Here is a 20,618-nt window from a genome sequence, read left to right on the forward strand (position 1 = left end):
GCTCTCGGCGTGCCGGGTGCAAGCCCTCGTACTGGATGTACTTGGGCTTGTGCCCGGTGCGGCGAGAGTGCGTGCCGGGCGACGCGACGGGGCGATCGTTGCCTGACGCGGCACTAGTACGCCCGCTCCCGCATCCGCCGCCACCAGAGCAGCCCGGACCCGATCAGCAGGACACCCAGAGCTCCACCGCCCGCGGAAGCCGCGATCAGCGTGGTGTCGGACGAACTCCCGGACCCGGCGGGCGACAACGCGTCACCGAGCTGGTTGCGCACGTCGTTCGTCCCGGACGTCCCCTTCGCCAGCGGCCCCCGAGACCCCTCCGTGGGCAGCGCCACGTAGGGGAACGCCTTCTCGAAGTCCTTGTCGTTCTTGTCGACCGCGTCGCCCAAGTCGTTCTTGGACCCGACGAGTTCACCCTCGACGACCTGAAGCGACGCGTCGATGACGTCGTCCGTCAGTCGCCGCCCGTTCGGGAACCCGGCGTTGTCGCCGTCGAGCACACCCAGCCGCTTCGGCGAGGCGGACGGCTTGATGGACGTGTTCAGCCGCAGCTCCTCAGCGGGCGTCACGTGCGGCGGCTGGTTGAGCCCCTTCACGCCCTTCAGGAACACGTCGACGAGGTCGTTGCGGGGCTCGGCCGGTGCCGGGATCTTGTAGATCGCCTCGATGAGCTTCGGCAGCTCGGGATTGGTCACGTTCTTCAGGAACTGCCCGTCGTTCCAGGGCGCGCTCGCGTTGAACTTGTCCTTGTCCTTGATCGGGTTGACGACCTCGTTCACCAGCGGCATGCCGAGCCGCGAGACCTGCGTGAACCGGCCCTGCGCGTTCTTGCGCTGGGTGGTCGACCAGATCCCCACGATCGGCTGCTTCGCCGACTCCGTGATCATGTGCGTCGGCACCTGGAGCGCGATGGAGTTGACGTTGTACCCCTTGAGCGTGTCGTTGCCGACCTCGCTGAGGTTTCCGCCGTACAGCAGATCGAAGACCCGCAGATCCAGGAAGAACGGGTCGTCGGCCTGTCCCGCGAACGAGGAGGCACCACCGGCGAGTTGGTGGACCGCCTGCGAGCGCAGCTTCGCGTAGTCCGGCATGGACGCCTTGCCGACGTTCGACGGTGCCACCGGCACATCGTTGGCGATCTTCGTCTTGGAGACCAGGTGCTGGTTCTTCAGCCGCAGCAGGTCGATGTCGTAGGACTGCGTGACGTTCAGGTCGGGATCGTCGAGGCTCTCGACGGGCCCGGTGTTGTACAGGAACGTCTTCTTGTTCTTGACGTGCGTCCTGAACGTGAACCGGTACAGCAGCTCACCCTGCGCGTCACCGTTGTTGTCGATGTGGATGTCGTACTGCGCGTCCTCGGCGAACGTGAAGAAGTTCGGTCCGCCGGCCGGTTCCTCGAAGGGGATCCAGTTGGCCACGATCGTCGTGGTGTCCGGCTTGTCCGGGCTGACGAACGCGTACACGTCCGTGTTGTCGTACTGCGGGGTCCCCGAGATCAGCGGGGCCTCCCGGTGGCTGGAGGCGGAGGCCGCCCCGGGTTCCAGCGCGGTCACGCCGGCGGCTGCGAGCCCCCCGGCGGCCAGCGCACCACAGATGAGGGTGGCGACGCTCGTGCGTCCGGCGCCGCTCCTGGCGATAGGTGTCATGCCGTCCGTCCTCGGTTCAACTTGCCTGACGCACCGGGATTCGGAGCGGGGTGCGGAGCGGATTGGTCCGGCCTGAAAACTCTTCGGACGGTCCGGCGAAACTGATTTCGCGGCCCGCCGACCCGCGTTTTCGGCCTTCTGATCCGTAACCCCATCCGGAGGTGGGTGCGTTGCGAATACCTCGTGGGGCGGGACGGCCCGGATGCGGTCTCGCGGGAGGGGGAGACGAGTTGGAGGCGGACGAGCTGCTGGTGCTCGTGGCTGGCGGCGACCAGAAGGCGTTCGAGGAGTTGTACGGGATCGTGTCCGGACCGGTGTTCGGACTGGTGCGGCGGGTCGTGCGGGACCCCGCCCAGTCGGAGGAGGTGGCGCAGGAGGTGCTGCTGGAGATGTGGCGGTCCGCGGGGCGGTTCGATCCCGGCCGGGGCAGCGCCCTGTCGTGGATCCTCACCCTCGCCCATCGCCGGGCCGTGGACCGGGTGCGCAGCGCCCGCGCGGCCGGCGAACGCGAGCAGCGCGAGGCGCGCAAGGCCCATCACCCGGCCTTCGACCAGGTGTCCGAGGAGGTCGAGGCGGGCCTGGAGCGGGAGTGGGTGCGCCGCTGTCTGGACCGGCTCACCGCCATCCAACGGCAGTCCGTCACCCTCGCCTACTACGACGGCTACACCTACCGTGAGGTCGCCGAGCGGCTCTCCCTGCCGCTCGGCACGGTGAAGACCCGGATGCGGGACGGGCTGAGCCGGCTGCGCGAGTGCCTCGGAGGTGCCGCATGAGCCTCTTCCGTCGCCAGGACCTCCATTCCCTCGCCGCGCCCTACGCCCTCGACGCCCTGGAACCGGGGGAGCGCGTGCGCTTCGAGAAGCATCTGCGCGGGTGCCAGCGGTGTGCCGCCGAGGTGCGGACCCTGTCCGAGGACGCGGTCCGGCTGGCCTGGTCCACCTCCGCCCCCGCGCCGGCGGCGCTGCGCGAACGGGTCCTGGCCGCCGTACGGACGACTCCGCAGGAGGCCGTACGCGAGCCGGTGCGGGCGCGGGAGCCGCAGCTGCCGCCCCACGTGTGGGGGGCCGGACCACCACCTCGGGCCGCGCGGATGCGGCGGCCGCTGTTCGTGCCGTTCGCCACCGCCACGGCCGCCGCGGCCCTCGTCGTCGCCTCCCTGTTCGCCGTCCAGGCGAACGACACGCAGGACAAGCTGGACGCCGAGCGGGCCCAGGCGCGTGAGATCGCCCACGTTCTGGCCGCTCCCGACGCGCGGGCGAGCACCGGACGGGACGCTGAGGGCCGGAGTATCGGAGTGATTGCTTCCGCATCGGAGGGGCGCGCGGTGGTCACTCTCGCCGGGTACGACGGCCTCCCGGACGACCGCGTGCACCAGTTGTGGCTCATGCGCCCCGGCGCGCAACCACGCTCCCTGGGGCTCTTCGAGGGCGACACGCCCTTGGTCGCTTCCGGTCTGGACGAGTCCTCGACGTCACTGGCTGTGACCGTCGAGCCGGACGGCGGCTCCCCGCAGCCCACTACCCAGCCGGTAGTCCAACTCGCCCTGAAATCTGTTGGATTCGGAGAGTAATCAAGGAAGAGTCGTCAACACCCTTACGGGGAAGGTGAATCCTGTGACCGCGATACACGAGTGCCCCGAGGGGGCGATAGGGTTACCCTGCCCGGGCCGGGTGGACTCGTACGGGTGGGGAGTGACATGGAACAGATAACAGTGCGCAGCAGGGCGAGGGTCCCTGCGATCACCTGCGGGAGCAGCGCGACCAGTTCGCGTCTCGACCGCCATCTCTCGGTGCTGGGGGGTCCCGCCGTGCCGCAGCAGAAGACGGCCGAGGCGACCTCGCTGATGCTTGAGCTGACCGCCCGTGAACCGGTGCGTCAGCACAGCGACCGGGGTGCGCGAGTCCGCCGCGTCTCGCTCTTCGCGCCACTGCGCCGGCTGCGCCGCTCGCTGTTCGGCGGTCACTGAGGCGTTCCGGGCCCGCGCTCAGGCGGCCACACCGTCCCGGCGCAGCGCTGCGATCTCGCCGTCCGTCATCCCCACGGCTCGCAGCAGCGCCTCGGTGTGCTCACCGAGCGCGGGCACATCCCCCGGCCGTGCCGCCTCTCCGCCCGGCAGCGTGATGGGCGGCAGCAGTGCCTTCAGCGGGCCCACCGGCGACCCCACCTCACGCCACCGCTCCCGGGCCGCCAACTGCGGGTGCTCCGCCACCTCGTGCAGGTCCCGCAGGCGCGCGCAGGCGATCCCCGCGCCTTCCAGCCGCTCCAGCGCCTCGTCGGTGCCGAGCGCGGCCAGCGCCTTGGCGACCAGCTCGTCCGTGCGCTCCCGGTTCACCACCCGCGCGGCGTTCGTGGCGTACGCGGGCTCCGAGCCCAACTCCGGCCGCTTCAACACCTGTTCGGCGAGGCGGCGCCACTCCCGGTCGTTCTGCACCGACAGCAGCACCCGCCCGCCGTCCGCGGTCGGATAGGCGTCGTAGGGTGCGATGACGGCGTGCGCGAGCCCGGTACGTGCCGGGGCCGTGCCGCCGTGCATCGCGTGGTGCAACGGATGTCCCATCCACTCCGCCAGCGACTCCAGCATCGACACCTCCACCGGCCCGCCCCGCCCGGTCGTGCCCCGGCGCACCAGCGCCGCGAGCACCCCTGAGAAGGCGTACATGGCCGCCGCGATGTCCGCCGCCGGGATCCCGGCCTTCACCGGCTGTTCGGGCGTCCCCGTCACCGACACCAGGCCCGCCTCGCACTGCACGAGCATGTCGTAGGCCCGCTTGTCCGCGTACGGGCCGCCCGAGCCGTAGCCCGAGATGTCGACGGCGATCAGCCGTGGGTGCGCGGCGCACAGCGTGGCCGCGTCCAGGCCGAGCCGGGCGGCGGCGCCCTGCGCGAGGTTCTGCACGAACACGTCCGCCTCGCCGACGAGCCGGCGTACGACGTCCAGGCCGCGCGGGTCCTTCAGGTCCAGGGCGATGGACTCCTTGCCGCGGTTGCACCACACGAAGTGCGAGGCCAGACCGCGGGCGGCGGTGTCGTAACCGCGGGCGAAGTCGCCGCCGTCGATCCGCTCGACCTTGATCACCCGGGCGCCGAGATCGGCGAGCTGCCGGGTGGCGAAGGGGGCGGCGACGGCCTGTTCGACGGCGACGACGGTGATGCCGGTGAGCGGCAGCGGCTGCGATTCCATGCGGGCGATCATGCCCCGGGGGCGTGCGCTTCCGCCACGGCCCGGGGCCGTCAGGACCCGCCGCGCGTGTACCGCCGCACGGCCAGGGGCGCGGCCGCCGCGATCAGCACCGCGCTCCAGGCCAGCGTTCCGGCGACCGGGTGAGCCACCGGCCAGGCGGCGTCGGCGGGTACGGGGGAGTTGCCGAAGAGGTCCCGCAGGGCCGTGGTGAGCGCGCTGATCGGGTTCCACTCGGCCACCGTGCGCAGCCAGCCCGCCAGATTCTCCGTCGGGATGTACGCGCTGGACAGCAGCGGCAGGACGAAGGTCACGCTGCCCAACTGCCCCGCCGCCTCCTCGTTCCGGCTGACCAGTCCGAGCAGGATCCCGACCCACGTGCACGCGAACCGGAACAGCAGCAACAGCCCCAGCGCGGCGACGGCGTCCGGCGCCGACCCCTCGAACCGCCACCCCACCGCGAGCCCGACCAGCAGGAACGGCGCCAGGCCCAGGGCCGTGACGACGAGGTCGGCGGCGGCTTGCCCCAGCGGTACGGCCGCCCTGCTCACCGGCAGCGTGCGCAGCCGGTCCGTCACGCCCCGGTGCGTGTCCTGGGCCGCCTGGAACATCCCGGTCATGATCCCGCCGGAGGCCGTCGCCGCCAGCAGGCCCGGCACGAGGAAGGTGCGGTACTCCTCGCCCGGCATGGCGACCGCGCTGCCGAAGACGTATCCGAAGAACAGCAGCATGGTGATCGGGGTGGTCTGGGTCAGGATCAGAAGCCCCGGGTTGTTGCGGACGCGCCGGAGCTGTCGGCCGAGCAACGCGGTGCCGTCGTAGGCCAAGGTGCTCATGCCGCACTCTCCCCGGTCAGGCGCAGGAACACGTCGTCGAGCGTCGGTGGCCTCAGGCTCGCGTCGAGCAACGGCACCCCGGCCGCGTCGAGTTCGCGCACCAGTCGGGGGAGGGTCAGCGTGCTGTCCCGGGTGACCGCGGCGACGGCCTGGCGGTCGGGGTCGAACGAGGGCTGCGAGCCGGTGAGTCGGTCGAGCACGGCGGCCGCCCGGGCCATGACGCCGGGGTCGGCGACGACCACCTCGACCTGGGCGCCGATGAGTGCCTTGAGCTCCGCCGGAGCCCCCGTGTGCGCGATCCGGCCGCGGTCCACCAGGGCGATGTCGTCGGCGAGTTGATCGGCCTCCTCCAGATACTGGGTGGTCAGCAGCACGGTCGTGCCGGCGGCCGTGAGTCCGCGCACGGCCTCCCAGATCCGGTTGCGGCTCGTGGGGTCGAGACCCGTGGTGGGCTCGTCCAGGAAGAGGATCTCGGGCCGCCGCACCAGACTCGCCGCCAGGTCGAGCCGGCGCCGCATACCGCCCGAGTAGGTGGAGGCGGGGCGATCGGCGGCCTCGGTCAGCCCGAACCGCTCCAGCAGCTCCTCGGCGCGCCCGCCCGCGCCCCGCACCCGGTGCAGCCGGGCGAACAGGCGCAGGTTCTGGCGTCCGGTGAGATCGCCGTCGACCGAGGCGTACTGCCCGGTGACACCGATCCGGCGCCGTATCGCCGCCGGTTCCCGCAGCAGGTCGTGCCCCGCCACCCGGGCGGAACCGGCGTCGGGGCACGCCAGCGTGGTGAGCAGCCGGACGGCGGTCGTCTTGCCCGCGCCGTTGGGGCCGAGGATCCCGCAGACCGTGCCCTCGGCCACGGCCAGATCCAGTCCGCGTACGGCGTGGACATCGCCGTAGCGCTTCTCCAGACCCTCACTAAGTACAGCGTACGTAGTAGTCATGCGGGGACCATAGCGCACTACGTACGGTGTACGTAACTACGATGGTGGGCGAGGTGATGATCGATGGCCGGCCGTACCGATGAACCCGAGGTGATCTGGGCGCGCCCCGAGCGGACGGGTCGGGGGCCCAGGCCCGCGTACAGCCGTGCCGACATCGCGGCGGCGGCGGTGCGGATCGCCGACGCGGACGGCCTCGAGGCGGTCTCGATGCGGCGGGTGGCGGCCGAGATCGGCTGCGGGACGATGTCGCTGTACAACTACGTGCCGCGCAAGGTGGACCTGTACGAGCTGATGGTGGACGTGGTCAGCGGCGAGTACGACCTGTCCCGTCCGCCCAGCGGGAACTGGCGCGCCGACATGCTGGACCTCGCCCGTCAGGCGCGCGGCATCATGCGCCGGCATCCGTGGGTGATCCGGGTGATGTCCTCCCTGTACAGCGTCAGCCCCAACGCGCTGCGCTGCCTGGACTGGGTCCTGGCCTGTCTGGAGAGCCTCGACGTGCCGCCGGGCACGAAGCTGGAGCTGTTCGGGATGGTCAACGGCTCGGTGATGACCTTCGTGGCCAACGAGCTGACCCTCGCCGAGCGGACCCGGTCCGAGCCGTGGTCGGCGGAGCGGGAGCAGCAGGTGCGCGGGGCGTACATGATGAGCCAGGTCGCGACCGGGCAGTACCCGCATCTCGCGGCGCTCTTCGCCCAGGGAGTGGCGCCGGTGGAGGACGCCGAGGGGGTGTTCGACCGGATGCTGAACCGGTTGCTGGACAGCTACGCGCCGGGTCAGATGAGCGCGAACTGACCTTCCGGGCCCTCTTCGTGGTGGTCGAGCACCGAGGCGGGCCTGCGAGCCGACTCCGGCACCGGGAGAACTCCCGCCCTGCGCAGCTCGGTTGCCGTGATCGGCGCGGTGACCGTCAACTCCTCGCGCCGCGACTCCGCTTCGGCGAGCAGTGCCAGGACCGTGATCAGCTCCAGGAGTTCGGAGGTCCACGTCTGCGGCCAGGTCTGCGGGCGCACGGCCGTCAGGGTGCCCGGCTCCGCCGTCTCGGCCGTCCGGGCCGTGAACCACTGCTCCAGCACGCGGACCCCGTCCACCTCGTAGTCCCAGGCCTGTGGCGGCACCGGGGAGACGCGCCCCTCGTCCAGGTGCAGGGTCTCCTCCTCGCGGTCGTAACGGAGCGCCAGCGGTCGGCCGGGGAGCGGGGCGCGGACGTACGGTCGGCGGCCGCCGGGGAGTTTGGGCCGGTCGCCGTCCCGGCGCATCAGCCACAGCATGCGGTGGCCCGACTCCAGGCCCGCCGCCCACACCCCCGGGTCCTCGGTGAGGGGGACCGTGAGGTCGGGCCGGGCTGTCGCCAGCGTCCAGGCGAGGACGTCGGCGGGGGAGGGGGTCACGCCCAATCGGCTCGCCAGGTGGTCCAAGAGGCCCGGGGCCAGGTTCGGTTCCGTGCCGCCGGGGCGGCGGTGGAGGGGGCGGATACGGCCGGGGCGGAGCAGGGGGAGCAGGGAGGTGGCGAGCAGACGGCCGGGCGTCTCGATCACGAAGGTCTGGTGCTCGTCCGCGACCCGCCACAGCTCGGGGCGGGCTGAGTCGATCAGGCGGTGGTCGGGGATCAGCCACTGCTCGTCGAAGGGGGCGTGCAGCACGCGAACCGGTTCCGGGCAGGGTCCCGAGGCGCGGAGGAGCTTCTCCGTACCGCCGGTCCGGCCGGGCAGCTGTCCCACCGCCGAGTGCAGAGTGCGCGAGCGGGTCGGCTCCAGCAGCGCTTCCCGGTCCGGGCCCTCCGCCTTCACGAAGGCGTCCCAGCGGGCCTTCAGACAGGCCGCGTCGGGCCCCGTCGGCCACCCCCGGCCCAGCCGAAGCGGTGCGACGGACCACGGCATGAGGTCCGCCAGCAGCGGAGCGTCGTCGTGCGTCACGGTGGGCATGGTACGTCGTGGCCGCTACGTCGCGTCGAGGGTCACCGTGAAGGAGAAGCGGTCCCCCCGGTAGTGGATGACGGCCACATCCAGGGCCCGTCCGTCTGAATCGTACGTAATGCCCGTGTAGTGCAAGATCGGGCTCAGCAACGGCACTTCCAGCAGCCGAGCCGTCTCCGGATCCGCCAGCCGCGCCTCCACCGTGTCCGTGATGCGGCTGATGTCCGCCCCGACGGCATCCCGCAGCACCTTCGTCATCGGCCACCGCGACAGATCGGCGAGGTCGATGCGCGCGGCCAGTTCGGGCCGGACGAAGTTCCGCGCGTGATTGGTCGGCTCGCCCGTCTTCTCGTCGCTGCGCAGCCGGTGGTACGTCGCCACCTCGCCCAGGTCCGGGAAGTGCTCGGCGAGTTCCGGGGGAACCGGCCCCTTGCCGTGGTCCAGCATCCGGGTCGTCATGCCCGACTGCTGGGCCACGATCGCGTCGACCGAGCCCAGCAGCCGTACCGGGGCGCCGCGGCGCACATGCGGCTCGATGAACGTGCCCCGCCGCCGGTGACGGCTGATCAGCCCCTCGTCCTCCAGCTCCTTCAGAGCCTGCCGCATGGTCAGCACACTCACGCCGTAGTGCCCCGCCAACTGCTCCTCGGTGGGCAGGCGCAGCGGGTCCTGGGGGTGGCGGCCGAGTATCGAGGCGCGCAGCGACTGCGACACCTGATACCAGAGCGGCAGCTTGCGGTTCAGGACGATGGAGTCCGGGGCGAAGGAGGTCACGAGGCCATCCGTACCGGTAGGGATCTTTCAGTGCAAGGGGCGGAAGTGCCGCTCCAGGCCCTGCCACACGTCGTCGTAACGCCGTTGCAGGTGCTCCGCGTCGGCGGCCTGCGGGGCCAGGGTCACCGGCCATCGCGTCTCGAACATGAACGCCAGGCCGTCGTCCACCTTCTGCGGTTTCAGCTCGGCCGCGCTCGCCCGGTCGAACGTCTCCCGGTCCGGCCCGTGCGCCGACATCATGTTGTGCAGCGAGCCGCCGCCGGGGACGAAGCCCTCCGCCTTCGCGTCGTACGCGCCCTCGATCAGGCCCATGTACTCGCTCATCACGTTCCGGTGGAAGTACGGCGGCCGGAAGGTGTCCTCGCCCACCAGCCAGCGCGGCGCGAAGACCACGAAGTCGACCCCGGCGAGCCCGGGGGTGTCGGACGGGGACGTCAGCACGGTGAAGATCGACGGGTCGGGATGGTCGTACGAGATCGTCCCGATGACGTTGAACCGGCGCAGGTCGTACACGTACGGCACATGGTTGCCGTGCCAGGCCACGACGTCGAGCGGGGAGTGGCCGTACTCGGCCCGCCAGAGGTTGCCGCAGAACTTGTTGACCACCTCCACCGGGCCCTCGACGTCCTCGTACGCGGCGACGGGGGCCCTGAAGTCACGGGCGTTGGCGAGGCCGTTGGCGCCGATCGGGCCGAGGTCGGGGAGCTGGAAGGGGGCGCCGTAGTTCTCGCAGACGTAGCCGCGCGCGGTCGCGCTCCGCGCGCCGTCGGGCGCCGTGTCGAGGAGCTCCACGCGGAAACGCACCCCGCGCGGGATGAGCGCCACGTGCCCCGGCTCGGCGTGCAGCAGGCCGAACTCGGTGCGCAGCAGCAGCCCGCCGCGCTCCGGGACGATCAGCAGTTCGCCGTCCGCGTCGCTGAAGACGCGGTCCATGTCCGCGTTGGCGTGGTAGAGGTGCACGGCCATGCCGGTGCGCTGGGTCGCGTCGCCGTTGCCGCCGAGGGTCCACAGGCCGGCGAGGAAGTCGGTGCCGGGGGCGGGCTCGGGCAGGGGATTCCAGCGCAGCCGGTTCGGGTCGGGCACCGACTCCGTGAAAGGCGCGGTGCGCAGGGTGCCGTTGTCGGTGCGGGTGAACGCCGGGTGGGCCGCCGAGGGGCGGATCCGGTACAGCCAGGAACGGCGGTTGTGGGCCCGCGGCTCGGTGAAGGCGCTGCCGCTCAGCTGCTCCGCGTACAGCCCGAGGGGCGCGCGCTGCGGTGAGTTGCGGCCCTCGGGAAGGGCGCCGGGCACCGCCTCGGAACTGTGCTCGTTGCCGAACCCGGAGAGATACGACAGCCCCTCCGCGGTCTTCCGCGCGTCCCCGCTCATGATCGCTCCCTTGCGACTGGAATCCTATGCATCACCGTAGGATTCTGTCCCGGTGGGCGCAAGGGGTCTCCGTCCTCATCACTGCGGACGATCCGAACCCGACTCCAGGGGGATTCGAGTGTCGGACCCTTGTTCTAGGCTCCAGGGCATGTCGTGGACGCGGGGGCCCCTCGCCGCGCTCGCGGTCTGTGTCCTGCTGCTGACCGGATCCGCGGGCTGCGGCTCAGGTGGCACACAGGAGGAGAGAAAGGGCGGGTCGCCCTCGCCGGTCGGCGAGCTGCTCGACGACTCCGACGAGCAGGGCCGGCTCTATCGCGAGGTGGACGAGGACCAGGCGCCCGAGGTCCGCGTCGAGGTGCAGCCCAACGCCGACGACAGCTGGGACGTCCGCCTGACCGTGCGCGACTTCCGCTTCTCGCCCGCCGGCACGAAGGAGACACCGGTGGCGGGGCGGGGTCTGGCGCACCTCTACCTGGACGGCCGCCTGATCGCCCGGCTGCGCACCCCCGAGTACCGCCTCCCGGCCGAGTTCGTGCCACGCGGTACGCATCACGTCACCGCCCGGCTGTACGCCGACGACGGCACGGTGTGGGCGGCGGACGGCGAACCGATCGAGAGCACGGCCGACCTCACGGCGTCCGCGGCCGACCCGACGATGAGTGCAGGGGCCACCGGAGTGCGTACTGGAGGGCAAGGTTCACCGGATCGCGCCGGAAAGGCATCATGATGCCCGTGCCCCACCCGAACTCGCTCCGCCGCGCGCCCGTACAGCGGCGCAGTGCCGAACGGCTCACCAGGATCCTCGACGCCTGCGCCGCCCTCCTCGACGAGGTCGGCTACGACGCCCTGAGCACCCGCGCAGTCGCCCAGCGGGCGGGCGTCCCGATCGGCTCGGTCTACCGCTTCTTCGGCAACAAGCGCCAGATGGCCGACGCCCTGGCGCAACGCAACCTCGACCGCTACGCCGAGCGCGTCACCGAGCGCCTGGCGGGCGGCGGCGTCCGGGACTGGCGTACCGCCATGGACGCCGTACTCGACGAGTACCTGCTGATGAAACGGACGGCGCCCGGCTTCTCCCTCGTCGACTTCGGCAACCAGATACCCGTGGGCGCCCGGCGGGCGGAACCCAACCACAGGGTCGCCGACCGCCTCACCGAGCTGCTGTCCGGCTACCTCGACCGCACCCCCGACGAGGATCTGCGCCGCGTCTTCCTCGTCGCCGTGGAGACCGCCGACACCCTGGTCCACCTCGCCTTCCGCGTCTCCCCGGAAGGCGACGAGCGGATCATCGAGGAAGCGCGGGAACTGCTCCGGGCCTATCTGGCACGGGTCCTGGACTGAACGGCGCCCGGACGGTCGCGCGTTGCTAAGGTGATCAGACCCTTGGGGCGCGTATCGGGGGGACGCCATGGCTCGGGTGGTCTGCATTCACGGGGTCGGTCAGCAGTACGCGGGTGAACGTCAGTTGCACGCGGCGTGGCATCCCGCGCTGGCGGACGGCATGCTCCGTGCGGGCGCCTCCGCGCCCCTGCCCGCGGACGACGTGCGCTGTGTCTTCTACGGCGACCTGTTCCGCCCGCCCGGCCGCACCCTGGCCGTCCAGGACCCGCCCCTCACCGCCTCGGACGTCGAGGAGGGCTTCGAGACCGAACTCCTGCTCGAGCTGTGGGCGGAGGCGGCCCGAACCGACGATGCCGTCCTGCCGCCCGACGCCCGTACCCTGACCCGCACCCCGCAGACGGTCCAACGCGCGCTGAACGCGCTCAGCCGCTCCCGCTTCTTCGCGGGCCTGGCCCTGCGTGGCCTGATCCTCGACCTCAAACAGGTCCGCGCCTACCTCTGCGACCCGGTCGTACGGGAGACGGTGGGGGAGCGCGTCGCGGACGCCGTGACCGACCGCACCCGGGTCGTCGTGGGGCACTCCCTCGGCAGCGTCGTCGCCTACGAGGCGCTGTGCGCCCACCCGGAGTGGCCGGTGCGCGCGCTGCTGACGCTGGGCTCGCCGCTCGGCATCCGCAACCTCGTCCACGACCGGCTGCCGAAACCCGGCGCCTGGCCGGGCGGGGTCGAGGCGTGGACGAACATCGCGGACGAGGGCGACGTGGTGGCCTTGGTGAAGGACCTGCGCCCGCTGTTCGGCGACCGGGTCGAGTGCCATCTCGTCCACAACGGCAGCCGGGCCCACGACGCGACCCGCTATCTCGACACCCCGCAGGCAGGCCGGGCGGTGACGGATGGATGCGGCGTCGACTGAGCCGGCCGGGCGCCGCTTCCTGATCGCTACGGCTGTCACGGACGTACGGGCGCACCCGGAGGCGGTGCGGCCCGAACTGGCCGACGACGTACGGCGGATGGAGGAGCTGTTCCTCACGGAGCTGGGCTACGCCACGGGCGCCCCGATCGGCCTCGACCCGACCCGGGAACAACTCGTGGACGCGCTGCGGGGATTCGCCAAGGACCCCGATCGCAGACCGGACGACCACGTCGTGCTGTACCTCGCCACCCATGGCGTCACCGCCGAACACAGCGGCCGCCACTATCTGCTGCTGCGCGACAGCGAGGCCCGCGACTTGCGCGGCACGGCCCTGCCCACCGAGGACCTGGTCGCCCACCTGTGGGAGGACACGGCTATCGAGCGGCTCCTGGTGCTGATCGATGCCTGCTATGCCGAGGAGGGCGCCGACTCCGCCCTGCGCACCGCGCTGGAGGCACGCCGCTTCCGGGAGCCGGTCACCGAGCACGGCGGCACCGGCCTGGTGCTCATCTCCTCCTCTCGGCGCAAGGAAGAGAGCTACACCGGCGCCCTCTCCGCCGCCTTCGACCGGGCGGTGCGACGCCAGGCGACGGCGGGTCACGCCCCCGCGCACATCAGCCTCGAGCACGTCATGGCGGCGATCCGCAGCGACCCCGAGGTCCCGCGCGCCCAGCGCCCGGTCTGGTCCCTCACCCACGCCACCGGCGACATCCCCGCCTTCCTCCCCAACCCGCGGCACATCCCCGACGCCGACGGGCTCAGACTGGAGGAGATCGACCGCATCGTGGCCCTGGGCGCCCGGGAACGCGATGCCCGGGAACAGGACATGCGGGGCTTCTTCGTCCCCCGGGCGCGGGGGACGGACGTACCGACCGAGGACGTCTGGAACTTCACCGGGCGCCGCGCGGCGATCGAGGACGTGACGCGGTGGCTGGCACCGGACCGCGCGGAGGAACGCCTCTGCGTGGTGACCGGCGACCCCGGCTCCGGCAAGTCCTCCCTGCTCGGTCTGGTGGCGGTCCTCACCGACCCGTCCCGCGCGGCGTCCGTACCGCGCGTGGGCCTGCCCGCCGAACTGCCCGCCTCCGGTGCGGTGGACGAACGCATCAACGCGAGCCACCTCTCCACACGCCAGCTCCTGGAGGCCCTGTCCGCGGCGGCGGGCTGCGCCGCGGAGTCACTGGGCGCGCTGACAGCCCACCTCCAGACGCGACGAAACCCCCTGGTCGTCCTCATCGACTCCCTCGACGAGGCCCTGGCCCCGCACGAGGTCGTCGACGAACTCCTCACCCCCCTCACCGACCCCGAGCGCCGCCTGCCACTGCGCCTGTTGGTCGGCGCCCGCCCCCACATAGCGCGCCGTCTGCCCGCCGCCGCCCCCCGCATCGACCTCGACTCCGAGCGGCACGGTGATCCCGATGCTGTCCGCGCCTACGCCCGCAAGCTGCTGTGCCCGCCCGGCTCCGCTCTTTCGGCCGCCGAGTCCGGTCTGCTCGACGCCATCGCCGAGGCCGTCGCCGAGGCCGCGGGCCGCTCCTTCCTGGTCGCCCGGATCACGGCCCGCACCATCGCCCGCGCGCCGTGCCCACCCGACCCGTACGACCTCCAGTGGCGCGACGAACTCCCGCGCCTGCCCGGCGAGGCGATGGAACGCGACCTGACGCAACGCCTCGGCCCGGAGGCGTCCCGCGCCCGCGATCTCTTGCTCCCCCTCGCCTACGCCCAGGGCTCCGGCCTTCCCTGGGCCGGCATCTGGCCCCGCCTCGCCTCCGCCATCACCGGCCACCCCTATGGCGACGACGACATCGTGTGGCTGCGGGAAGCGGCGGGTTCGTACGTCGTGGAGAGCGTGGAGGACGGCGGGTCGGTGTACCGGGTGTATCACCGGGCCCTGATCGAGTACCTGCGGGAGGGACAGGACGGGGAAGTGGTGCAGGGGAGCGTCACGGAGGTCTTGAGAGAGGTGGAACACCCCTATGTCCGGCGTTACCTGGCGCTGCACGCCAGTGAGGGCGGAGTGCTCGATCCGCTGGTCCAGGACGCGCGGTTCGTGCTGAGTTCCGAGCCGGGCCAACTGCTCGCCGCGCTGCCGGGGTTGCGCACGCCGGAGGGGCGCCGGGCAGGGCAGGCGGTGCGAGACCTGGAGGGGGCACTGCGGACGTGGGAGGGGCGGGGCGCCGATCCTGAGACGCGGGCCAGGCTGCGGCTGCGCGCGGTGTGCCGGAAGGCGCAGCGGCTGGCGGACTCCTGCGACGGTGGGGAGGGGGGCCTGCCGTGGCGGGCGCGGTGGGCAGCCTGGAATCCGGAGGAAGGGGCGCGTCAGTTCCCGGGGATGACGATCGGGGTGGGCGGGGGGATCGTGGTGCCGTCCCGGGAGGGCGGCGCGGACTTCGTCGATCTGGTGTCACCGCGGGGCACGACCTGGTTCGACCTGGTCGACGGGGAGGCCTACCGTCCCAGCGGGCAGCCTCCCGCCACATGGACCACGGGGACACTTGCCGCGCCGCCTCAGACGCCGGGCTGGGCCGCGGCCATGTGGGCCGAACCCCACCGCGTGGTGGAGAAGGGCGACCTCTCGACGAAGTACCACGCCCGTCTGCTGCACACCTGGGGCCGACACGCCTACTTCGCGTGGGTCCTGCCGCCGAGCCCGGCCTTCGACTCCGAACCCGAGCGCCGCGTGCCGGACGCTCCGGAGCAGGTCGTGCTGCTCGCCGATGGCGATGACACTCCCGTCGTGGCGGCGCTGCGGTTCCGTACCGGACATGTCCTGCTCCACCGTCTCCTTTGGACCCGCCACTATCAGCCCCTCACCCGCAGACAACGCCGGTCGCTGTACAGCTGGCAGATCGAGCAGTGGGAGGAGCGAAAAGATCGGCTTGCGGCCGAGGAACCGGTTCCCATCGCCGCGGAGGGACCGGGAAGCCGCGTCACCGCCTGTGCCGCGCCCGCCGGACTGGCCCGGATGTCGCTGCTGCTGGGTCTGGCGGACGGCAGGGTCACGCTGTACGACGTCACCGGACGGGCCTCGACGGGTGAGGTGACCACGCACCACGAAGGCCCGGTCACCCACATCGATCTGGTCATCGGCCACCCCATGGGCCGCTTGCTCGTCACCGCCGGCGTCGACAGCACCGTCCGGCTGTCTTCCCTCACCGTGGGCGCTCCCGTACGCACCCTGCTGACCAGCGGGTTCGCCATCGCCTCGCTGGGCGTGCACCGGGTCGGCCGACAGTGGATCGTCGCCGTGGTTACGGCCGATGGGCAGCTGCACCGCGTCGACCTGGACAGCGGACGGCCGATCGGACTGCCGCTGCGCGTCGAGGCGGGCCCCGACGTCCGCCTGACCGTCTTCGACGTCGGCGTGACCGCCTGCGTCTCCGTCCAGGGCGACGCCCGCGGGCTCCAGCTGTACGACCTGGTGACCGGGGAGAGGCTGGGCGGCCAGGTCCAGCGACACTCAGCCGACGCCGTGTGCCATGCGGGCGGCACCGTCTGTGTGGGCGGCTCGGACGGGATCCTGCGATTGTGGCCCACCGTGCATGCGGCGGACTCGGTCCGGGTCACCGCCCACGAGGGCCGTGTCCTCGCACTGGGCGAGATCCACGGGCCGTCGGGCGCTCCGGCCTTGGTCAGCGTGGGGGAGGACAACCAGGTGCGGTGCTGGGACCTCACCCGGCGGCACGAGCTGTGGCGGCACCAGGTCCTCGACCCCGGTCCTTGGGAGGTGCCGCTGATCAGTTGTGCGACCACCGGACGCACCGCCGACGGCCGTGACCTGGTGGTCACGGGTGAGCACGGTGGAGGGGTGAGGATCCTGGTGCTGCAAGACGGGTTGCCGGTCGGCGAGCAGGAGTTCACCGTCCCCGAGATCGTGACCGCGTTGGCCATCGGACGCGTTCGGGGCCGGGACGTGGTCGTGGTCGGCACCGATTCGGGCCGCATCGTCTGCTGGGACGTCGGCGTGGGCCGCACGTTCGTCCACGGCCCGCTTCCGGAGTCACCGCTGTGGACCTCGGCCCTCGCCCTCGCCCCCGACGGCTCCGGACGACTGGCGGTCGGCGGATTCGACGGGTCGGTGCGCGAATGGTCGCTGCCCACGTGCAGGCCCCTCGGACCCGCCCGTACCGCTCACCGGGGTGCCGTGGGGGCGCTGGCGTACACCGCGGCGGGGCTCGTCGGCTTCGGCACCGACGCCCGCCTGGTCTGCTACGACGACGGCTGGGAGGGCCCCATGTCCCGGACCCCGGCCTCCCTGTACGCGGCCCACGACGGACTTCTCTGCGGTGACGAGGGCGGACAGGTCTGGTGGGTTCGGGAGACTCCGGAAGGACGGCGGATGGTGGCGGCGCTGGACGTCGTGCGGCCCGTCTCCGCGGTCGCGGCCGTGCCGTACGACGGCGCCGTCGCGGTCGTCGTGGGTGCGGCGGACGGCTCGGTCCAGGTGCGGGACGGGGAGCGGGGCGAGCTGATCCGCCGCCTGCGTCCCGTCGGCGACAGCGCGGTGCAGCAACTAGCGTCGGTGACCCGGCGCTCGCCCGGCGGGGACCTCCGGCCCACGTTGTTCGCCCGCGGCGAGAACGGTCTGCTGGAGTACTGGAATTTCGTGACTGGTGCCCCGCTCGCCTCCGCGAGCAGGCCGCTGGTAACCCCGGTACCGCACCACCACCCCGGGACGCGACTGGCCGTGCTGCCGGACGGCGCAGGTGCGCAGGCACTGCTGTCCCTCGTCGTGTGGGACGCGGGCGCCCCGCGCTTCTTGCATCCGGACGGCGACGGCCGGGTCTGCGTCCACGACGTCGACCGAGGGCCGCTCCCCGACCAGCCGTGCTCGGCCCCAGGCGACGGGCGGACCGAGAAGTCCGAGTTGCACGCGGTGCGCTGTGCCGGTCGGCTCCTCGTCGTCACTCAGGTCAGTGATGACGTCGTCCGGGTGCTGGACACGACCACCCGGCGCTGGGCGGCCGTATGGCTGCGTGACGACTCGCTGATGCGGGTCCTCGCCCCTGACGGGCGGGGTGGCTCCGAGCTGCTCCTGGTCGGCGTCTCCCAGGCCAGAGTCGTGCCCTGGCCCGCCCTGCACAGCCGGTTCACCTCGACGAGCGAACGGCCGCCGGCCCGCCGCCGGACCGGCCGCCCGTGGCACCGCCGTACTCCGGCGCCCGAACCACCCGTCACGTACGAGTACACGATGCCGGTCGTCGCCCACCATGCCGCCCTGCTGCCCGGCGGGGAGACCTACGCGGTGGCCGGCGACACCACCTTGGTCGTAATGGGTACGTACGACGGCATGGTCCACTGCGCCTTGGACCTGCCGGCGCCCTGCACCGCCCTGGTCGCCGCACCCGACGGTGAACTGATCGTCGGCACCCGCAACGGCCCCATCCTCTTCGACCGGCTCTGACCCCTCGCCAGCATCCATACCGGTCGGTATGCTCGCCCAAGACAGGCACCGCTGCCCCCGGGAGGACCCGTGTCCCGCACCGCTCTGCGAATCTGCCCCTTGTGCGAGGCCACCTGCGGGCTCACGCTCTCCATCGAGGGGACCCGGGTCACCAGTGCCCGAGGTGACCGTGACGATGTGTTCAGCAAGGGGTTCATCTGTCCCAAGGGCGCCTCCTTCGGTGCCGTCGACGGGGACCCCGACCGACTGCGCGCGCCCCTCGTACGCAAGGACGGCGTGCTGCGCGAGGCCACCTGGGACGAGGCCTTCGACGCCGTCGCCCAGGGGATCCGGGGCGTCGTCGAGCGGTACGGGGCCAACGCCGTCGGAGTCGTCCTCGGCAATCCCAACGTGCACACCATGGCCGGCGCCCTCTACCCGCCCGTCCTGCTCGCCGGCCTCGGTACCCGCAGCGTCTTCTCCGCCTCCACCGTCGACCAGATGCCCAAGCACGTCTCCAGCGGACTCCTCTTCGGTGACGCCAACGCCATCCCCGTCCCGGACCTCGACCGCACCGATCACCTCCTGCTCATCGGCGCCAACCCCCTCGAGTCCAACGGCAGTCTGTGCACCGCCCCCGACTTCCCCGGCAAGCTCAAGGCGCTGAAGGCCCGCGGCGGCACCCTGACCGTCGTCGACCCCCGCCGCACCCGCACCGCCAAGCTCGCCGACCGGCACATCCCGATCCGCCCCGGCGCCGACGCGCTCCTCCTGGCGGCCATGGCCCACGTCCTCTTCGAGGAGGGCCTGACCGACCTCGGACACCTGGCGCGGCACGTCCACGGTCTCGACGAACTCCGGGCGCAGCTGCGCGACTTCACGCCCGACGCCGTCGCCGGTGCCTGTGACGTCGACGCCGGCACCATCCGCGCCCTCGCCCGCGACCTCGCCGCCGCCCCCACGGCCGCCGTCTACGCCCGCATCGGCAGCTGCACCGTCCCGCACGGCACCCTCGCCAGCTGGCTGGTGGACGTGCTCAACATCCTCACCGGGAACCTCGACCGGCCCGGCGGTGCCCTCTTCCCGCAGGCCGCCACCGACCGCACCCCCCGGCCCGCCGGACCCAGCCACGGATTCGCGCTCGGTCGCTGGCACTCCCGGGTCAGCCGGCACCCGGAGGCCAAGTCGGAGCTGCCGATCTCCGCGCTCGCCGAGGAGATCGACACCGCCACCGACGAGGGCGAGCCCATCCGCGCGCTCATCGCCGTCGCCGCCAACCCCGTCCTCTCCGTGCCCGACGGCGACCGGCTCGACCAGGCGCTCGACACGCTCGACTTCATGGTCAGCGTCGACCCCTATCTCAACGAGACCGCCCGCCACGCCCATGTCGTCCTGCCCCCGCCCCCGCCCTCGCAGAGCCCCCACCACGACTTCGCCTTCAACACGCTCGCCGTGCGCAACCAGGTCCGCTACTCCCGCCCCGCGGTCCCGCTGGAGCCCGGCCGGATGGCCGAGACCGAGATCCTGGCCCGGCTGATCCTCGCCGCGACCGGAATGCACGGTGCCGAGCCGTCCGCCGTCGACGACATGGTCATCGGCCAGACCCTCGGCAAGGCGGTGAAGGAGGCGCATTCCCCGGCCCACGGACGCGACCCGCGCGAACTCGCCGCGCTGCTCTTCGGCGACACCGGCCCCGAGCGGCGGCTCGACATGATGCTGCGCCTCGGTCCGTACGGCGACGGCTTCGGCGTACGACCCGACGGGCTGACCCTGGAGAAGCTGCTCGCGCATCCGCACGGCATCGATCTCGGGCCCCTCGCCCCGCGGCTGCCCCAGCCGCTCAAGACCCGGAGCGGCAAGGTCGAGCTGCTGCCCGCGCCCATCGCCGACGATCTGCCCCGGCTGCGGGAGGCTCTGCGGCAGCGTCCGGAAGGGCTCGTCCTCGTGGGGCGCCGCCATCTGCGCTCCAACAACAGCTGGATGCACAACGTGCCCGCCCTCACCGGCGGCACCAACCGCTGCACGCTGCACATCCACCCCGACGACGCGGAACGGCTCGGCGTCCGGGACGGGGCGGCCGTACGACTCAAAGGGGACGGCGGCGAGGTCGTCGCGCCCGCGGAGGTCACCGACGCCGTGCGTCCCGGGGTCGTCAGCCTGCCGCACGGCTGGGGGCACGACCGGCCCGGCACCCGGATGAGCCACGCTCTGAAGGACCCCGGCGTCAACGTCAACCAGCTCCTCGACGGCAGCCTGCTGGACCCCCTCTCGGGCAACGCCGTCCTCAACGGATTCCCCGTCCAGCTCACCCCTGTGACCTGAGCAAAG

General features: G+C 72.1%; 16 protein-coding genes. 9 read left to right on the forward strand and 7 right to left on the reverse strand.

Going from position 1 to position 20,618, the window contains the following annotated elements; translation table 11 throughout:
* Positions 1-113: 113 nt before the first annotated feature.
* Entirely contained in the window at positions 114-1,646 is a 1,533-nt protein-coding gene (locus tag ACWDRW_RS31465; RefSeq protein WP_451728990.1) for a DUF4331 domain-containing protein, read from the reverse strand.
* Positions 1,647-1,876: 230 nt separating this feature from the next.
* Between ACWDRW_RS31465 and ACWDRW_RS31470 the strand changes: the two genes are divergently transcribed.
* From ACWDRW_RS31470 to ACWDRW_RS31480, 3 genes are all read left to right on the forward strand, one after another.
* Positions 1,877-2,419: a sigma-70 family RNA polymerase sigma factor gene (locus ACWDRW_RS31470; RefSeq protein WP_451728993.1), complete on the forward strand. Its 543-nt coding sequence runs from the start codon at positions 1,877-1,879 to the stop codon at positions 2,417-2,419.
* Positions 2,416-3,216, forward strand: a complete 801-nt coding sequence (locus ACWDRW_RS31475; RefSeq protein ID WP_451728996.1) for an anti-sigma factor — start codon at positions 2,416-2,418, stop codon at positions 3,214-3,216. Before ACWDRW_RS31470 ends, ACWDRW_RS31475 begins: the two co-directional genes overlap by 4 nt.
* A gap of 126 nt (positions 3,217-3,342) precedes the next feature.
* Positions 3,343-3,612, forward strand: a complete 270-nt coding sequence (locus ACWDRW_RS31480; RefSeq protein ID WP_451728999.1) for a hypothetical protein — start codon at positions 3,343-3,345, stop codon at positions 3,610-3,612.
* An 18-nt stretch (positions 3,613-3,630) separates the two neighbouring features.
* Here the strand turns inward: ACWDRW_RS31480 and ACWDRW_RS31485 are convergent, their stop codons facing one another.
* From ACWDRW_RS31485 to ACWDRW_RS31495, 3 genes are read right to left on the reverse strand one after another with little or no spacing between them, the layout of a single operon-like run.
* Positions 3,631-4,827 (reverse strand): CaiB/BaiF CoA transferase family protein, encoded by a 1,197-nt coding sequence (locus ACWDRW_RS31485; RefSeq protein WP_451729002.1) that lies wholly within the window; start codon positions 4,825-4,827, stop codon positions 3,631-3,633.
* A gap of 50 nt (positions 4,828-4,877) precedes the next feature.
* Positions 4,878-5,660, reverse strand: a complete 783-nt coding sequence (locus ACWDRW_RS31490; RefSeq protein WP_451729005.1) for an ABC transporter permease — start codon at positions 5,658-5,660, stop codon at positions 4,878-4,880.
* Positions 5,657-6,595, reverse strand: a complete 939-nt coding sequence (locus ACWDRW_RS31495) for an ATP-binding cassette domain-containing protein (RefSeq protein WP_451729008.1) — start codon at positions 6,593-6,595, stop codon at positions 5,657-5,659. Before ACWDRW_RS31495 ends, ACWDRW_RS31490 begins: the two co-directional genes overlap by 4 nt.
* A gap of 63 nt (positions 6,596-6,658) precedes the next feature.
* Here ACWDRW_RS31495 and ACWDRW_RS31500 point away from each other — a divergent pair, with 63 nt between their 5' ends.
* Entirely contained in the window at positions 6,659-7,390 is a 732-nt protein-coding gene (locus tag ACWDRW_RS31500; protein ID WP_451729011.1) for a TetR/AcrR family transcriptional regulator, read from the forward strand.
* On the opposite strand, the gene ACWDRW_RS31505 is transcribed toward ACWDRW_RS31500, so the two are convergent.
* Genes ACWDRW_RS31505 through hmgA form a run of 3 tightly spaced genes read right to left on the reverse strand, consistent with a single transcriptional unit; the run spans position 7,372 to position 10,653 of the window.
* The gene (locus tag ACWDRW_RS31505; protein ID WP_451729014.1) at positions 7,372-8,520 is read right to left on the reverse strand and encodes a type ISP restriction/modification enzyme; all 1,149 of its coding nucleotides are present in this window, start codon (positions 8,518-8,520) and stop codon (positions 7,372-7,374) included. The two genes, ACWDRW_RS31500 and ACWDRW_RS31505, sit on opposite strands and share 19 nt — an antisense overlap.
* Positions 8,521-8,535: 15 nt before the next feature.
* Positions 8,536-9,285, reverse strand: coding sequence for a GntR family transcriptional regulator (locus tag ACWDRW_RS31510; protein WP_451729017.1), 750 nt, complete (start codon positions 9,283-9,285; stop codon positions 8,536-8,538).
* Between the two features lie 27 nt (positions 9,286-9,312).
* Positions 9,313-10,653 carry a homogentisate 1,2-dioxygenase gene (hmgA, locus tag ACWDRW_RS31515; RefSeq protein WP_451729020.1) on the reverse strand — a complete coding sequence of 447 codons (1,341 nt, stop codon included), beginning with the start codon at positions 10,651-10,653 and terminating at the stop codon, positions 9,313-9,315.
* Between the two features lie 148 nt (positions 10,654-10,801).
* Here hmgA and ACWDRW_RS31520 point away from each other — a divergent pair, with 148 nt between their 5' ends.
* The 5 genes from ACWDRW_RS31520 (at position 10,802) to ACWDRW_RS31540 (ending at position 20,612) form a co-directional block, all read left to right on the forward strand.
* Positions 10,802-11,380 (forward strand): hypothetical protein, encoded by a 579-nt coding sequence (locus tag ACWDRW_RS31520; RefSeq protein ID WP_451729023.1) that lies wholly within the window; start codon positions 10,802-10,804, stop codon positions 11,378-11,380.
* A complete protein-coding gene (locus tag ACWDRW_RS31525) occupies positions 11,377-11,994 on the forward strand; it encodes a TetR family transcriptional regulator (protein WP_451729026.1) in 618 nt (205 codons plus the stop codon). The genes ACWDRW_RS31520 and ACWDRW_RS31525 overlap by 4 nt, the downstream gene beginning before the upstream one ends.
* A gap of 67 nt (positions 11,995-12,061) precedes the next feature.
* A complete protein-coding gene (locus ACWDRW_RS31530) occupies positions 12,062-12,907 on the forward strand; it encodes an alpha/beta fold hydrolase (protein ID WP_451729029.1) in 846 nt (281 codons plus the stop codon).
* Entirely contained in the window at positions 12,888-18,311 is a 5,424-nt protein-coding gene (locus tag ACWDRW_RS31535) for a caspase family protein (RefSeq protein WP_451729031.1), read from the forward strand. Before ACWDRW_RS31530 ends, ACWDRW_RS31535 begins: the two co-directional genes overlap by 20 nt.
* A gap of 69 nt (positions 18,312-18,380) precedes the next feature.
* Entirely contained in the window at positions 18,381-20,612 is a 2,232-nt protein-coding gene (locus ACWDRW_RS31540; RefSeq protein WP_451729034.1) for a molybdopterin oxidoreductase family protein, read from the forward strand.
* Positions 20,613-20,618: the final 6 nt, after the last annotated feature.

The sequence above is a fragment of the Streptomyces sp. NPDC003635 genome (assembly GCF_053587635.1).